The sequence below is a fragment of the Crocosphaera watsonii WH 8501 genome (assembly GCF_000167195.1).
GTDB lineage: Bacteria > Cyanobacteriota > Cyanobacteriia > Cyanobacteriales > Microcystaceae > Crocosphaera > Crocosphaera watsonii.
In genome coordinates this window covers 1-3,220 of sequence record NZ_AADV02000281.1, presented here as the reverse complement: position 1 = coordinate 3,220, position 3,220 = coordinate 1, and the positions used below count along the sequence as shown (strand labels likewise).

The 3,220-nt window shown below is 35.5% G+C and carries 4 protein-coding genes and 1 pseudogene; 4 read left to right on the top strand and 1 reads right to left on the bottom strand.

All coding sequences use genetic code 11. The annotated features are described in order from the left end of the window. Nucleotides 1-655, top strand: a pseudogene (locus CWATDRAFT_RS30770) (IS66-like element ISCwa4 family transposase); the annotation flags it as partial. A gap of 871 nt (nucleotides 656-1,526) precedes the next feature. Next, nucleotides 1,527-2,084, top strand: a complete 558-nt coding sequence (locus CWATDRAFT_RS30765; RefSeq protein ID WP_007308605.1) for a YqeG family HAD IIIA-type phosphatase — start codon at nucleotides 1,527-1,529, stop codon at nucleotides 2,082-2,084. Nucleotides 2,085-2,219: 135 nt separating this feature from the next. Here CWATDRAFT_RS30765 and CWATDRAFT_RS35235 read toward each other — a convergent pair whose 3' ends face one another. Continuing rightward, the gene (locus tag CWATDRAFT_RS35235; protein WP_007308603.1) at nucleotides 2,220-2,321 is read right to left on the bottom strand and encodes a hypothetical protein; all 102 of its coding nucleotides are present in this window, start codon (nucleotides 2,319-2,321) and stop codon (nucleotides 2,220-2,222) included. Between the two features lie 119 nt (nucleotides 2,322-2,440). Here CWATDRAFT_RS35235 and CWATDRAFT_RS30760 point away from each other — a divergent pair, with 119 nt between their 5' ends. Both CWATDRAFT_RS30760 and CWATDRAFT_RS30755 read left to right on the top strand, forming a co-directional pair. Beyond that, the gene (locus CWATDRAFT_RS30760) at nucleotides 2,441-2,770 is read left to right on the top strand and encodes a hypothetical protein (protein WP_007308606.1); all 330 of its coding nucleotides are present in this window, start codon (nucleotides 2,441-2,443) and stop codon (nucleotides 2,768-2,770) included. Nucleotides 2,771-2,819: 49 nt separating this feature from the next. Further along, nucleotides 2,820-3,116 carry a hypothetical protein gene (locus CWATDRAFT_RS30755; protein ID WP_007308607.1) on the top strand — a complete coding sequence of 99 codons (297 nt, stop codon included), beginning with the start codon at nucleotides 2,820-2,822 and terminating at the stop codon, nucleotides 3,114-3,116. The last annotated feature ends 104 nt before the right edge of the window (nucleotides 3,117-3,220 follow it).

Here is a 3,220-nt window from a genome sequence, read left to right as displayed (position 1 = left end):
TGAGGTCTGTGTGTTGATGTTGGCTCCCACTAGAAGCTCCGCAGAAGTCGAGAAATTGTTAGGAGCAGATTTTAAGGGCATCCTCACCAGTGACTGCTATAGTGCCTACTTTAGACAAAGTGCGATAGCCAAACAGAAATGTCTGGCACATTTAGAACGAGAGTTAGAGTCCCTTAAAACCAGTCGTTTTCAAGCGAATCGAGAATTTGCTGCCGATGTACAGCAAGTTTTAGCAACCGCCCGTATCCATTATCGTCATTATCATGCTCGAAATTTAACCCTTGAAGACTTAGGCTCCAAAAGAACAGAAGTCGAGAACTCACTGCAAAAGATTTTTAAAGCAACTCCCAAAAAAGGATGGCCTTATGATGCACAAAGATTGATTAACCGTCTCAAACGTCATTGGGAAGAGTGGTTCACCTTTCTAACTTATCCTGAAGTCAAACCAGATAATAATGATGCTGAGAGAGCTTTACGTCCCATTGTCATTCACCGCAAAGTAAGTGGGGGAGCAAGAAGCGACTGGGGTGCAGAGTTAGTCACCCAAATGTTCAGTTTTTTAGAGACCATGAGATTACAGGGGCAAAATGCCATTGTCCAATTATGCGAATTATTTTCATTAGCTGGTCGGAGTCCCCCAGGATTAGAGATGTAAAAGGCTCCGGAGCCGATGGGGGATAGATTTTTCTTGATCGCCCTATCTCTCTGCACAAAAATAAACAAGGTTAGCGGATAATCTCCGCTAACAAAAAACTATCTTACTATTCTTTTTTTTTCTCATATTGTTGTTTTTATTTGAGGTTTTTAAAAGACTTGATTCTGGGAATGTTAGTCATTAAAATAGCCGTAATAAATTAGCTTAAATTTTACGCTAAATCACAGGGCTTATATTTTTGTTGACTCAACTGATGTTGTTTGTAGTGCTTTTCAATAAGACTTTTTTGTTGCGGTGAGCAGTTACGTTTTATTCTTGAGAGTTTAAAAGGAGTTTTTTCCACTAGAAAAACCTAATATAGCACTTCTCATACTTGTGAGGTACACAGTTTTCTAGTTTTAGGAGTTCGGAGTTCGGAGTTCGGAGTTCGGAGGCGCGATATTAGGTGTATATATTGAGTCCGAGAAACGCTATAAGTTCTTAAGCATAAGGTGATTTCTGATAAAGGAGATCCCTTACGATACCCCCTAACCCCCCTTAAAAAGGGGGGAATAATTGGAAAAGCAGGTATATTCAAGTGTGGAAATCACCTAAGTATATTTACATTCCTTGACAATGAGCCACTTTTTTTTGTGTATTGTGATAATTCTTTATGAAGATAAATAAAAAATTATTAAATAAGTGTAAATGATTTAACAACTTGAAAACTCCAGTAACGATTATCGATTCTAAGGGAGGTAAATCCAGTAAAATAGGGAAAGTAGAGATGGATAATCATCTAAGGTTAAGAGATTAAATCTTATTGTATCCAGTTAATCTCTAAAAAATAGACTTATCCAGCCAATTATCTTGACTATTAATTAAAAAATTTATGTCTAAGGCCAAACTTTTGCAGCCTGATTTAATTTTAGGGGATACCATCCTTGGTTTAAGCCAAGAGATTTTGGATCATTATCACATTAAAGGGTTAGTCTTAGATGTGGATGAAACCCTGGTACCTCTCAAAAAAACTCATGTTTCTGAAGAGTTGAAACAATCGATACAGCACATTCGACAGAAAACTCCTATCTGGTTAGTTAGTAACAATCTAAGCGAAAGTCGCATTGGGCGTATCGCTAACTCTCTAGAGTTGCCCTATTTATTAGGAGCAGTCAAACCTTCTCGACGGAAACTGAGAAAAGCTATTCGTGCTATGGAATTACCCATTCCTCAAGTGGCCATGGTGGGCGATCGCTTATTTACCGATGTTTTGGCTGGAAACCGTATGGGAATGTTTACTATTCTTGTAGAACCTATGGTAGATCCTGCGATCGCAGCCCGTTCTTATCCCATTCATAATTTTGAAGTGTGGCTGTCTCAAAAACTTGGGGTTTCTTTGATGTCTTCGCAAAATAGGTTTATAAAACGACACAAAAAGAGAAAAAAGTAAATATAAAAGGTTCTTCAATACATACTATGCCAAAAAACAGTTTTAATTGGATCTTCCTTAGCTTTAAACCTAACTAATATAGTTGAGAATTGCTTCTAGATGCAACATTAAGGTGGGCAATGCCCACCCAAACAGCTAAAAATTCCGATGATTAGTGATAGCATCGCTTAATTTTTCTATCACCTCATCGACGGGCATTGTCCCCAACTCACCTGATGCACGAGTGCGAATACTCAAGGCATTTTCTTCAAAGTTAGATTTATATAAACAGGTTTCCGATGAGAAGATAACTCAGATTCAAAAATAAACTACTGAGTTATAATATAGATAGTGAGTTGATATTTGAGGATGAGAAAATGACAGAAAGAGAATTTGAAACAATTATTGATAAACTAACTATCTTAGAAAACAATGATAAGATGTTAGCTGAGAGACTGGAATTTTATTCAGAAAAGCTAGATTTATATAAACAGATATCTGATGAGAAACTTGAACAACTTCAAAAATACTCTGATGAAAAACTAGAAGCATGGAAAAAGTCATCCGATGAACAAATAAACGCCATTAGAAGCGAAATCAAGGGTTATCAAGACGCTAATAAACAACAATTAAATGTATCATTAGGGGTTTTAGTAACTGCTGCCGTTGCTATTTTAGTTAGTGTTATCTTAAGTATGAATAATTAGATTACTGAGTTATAATATAGATAGTGAGTTGATATTTGAGGATGAGAAAATGACAGAAAGAGAATTTGAAACAATTATTGATAAACTAACTATCCTAGAAAACAATGATAAGATGTTAGCTGAGAGACTGGAATTTTATTCAGAAAAGTTAGATTTATATAAACAGGTTTCCGATGAAAAACTAGAAGTATTTAAAAAATCATCCGATGAACAAATAAACGCTATTAGAAGCGAAATAAAGGGTTATCAAGATGCTAATAAACAGCAATTAAATGTATCATTAGGTGTATTAGTCATTGCTGCCGTTGCTATTTTAGTTAGTGTTATCTTAAGCATGAATAATTAATTTTTTTCAAGTGTTGGTACAAAAATTATTAATCAAAGTCAGAGTAAGTTTTTTAGGGAGTGGAGTTGAAGAAGATAGAAGGTAAATCAACGCATTAAAAATTT

Bases quoted from the DNA above. Each gene is read 5' to 3' on its own strand.
- CWATDRAFT_RS30765 (WP_007308605.1), top strand. From the start codon at position 1,527: ATGTCTAAGGCCAAACTTTTGCAGCCTGATTTAATTTTAGGGGATACC.
- CWATDRAFT_RS30760 (WP_007308606.1), top strand. From the start codon at position 2,441: ATGACAGAAAGAGAATTTGAAACAATTATTGATAAACTAACTATCTTA.
- CWATDRAFT_RS30755 (WP_007308607.1), top strand. From the start codon at position 2,820: ATGACAGAAAGAGAATTTGAAACAATTATTGATAAACTAACTATCCTA.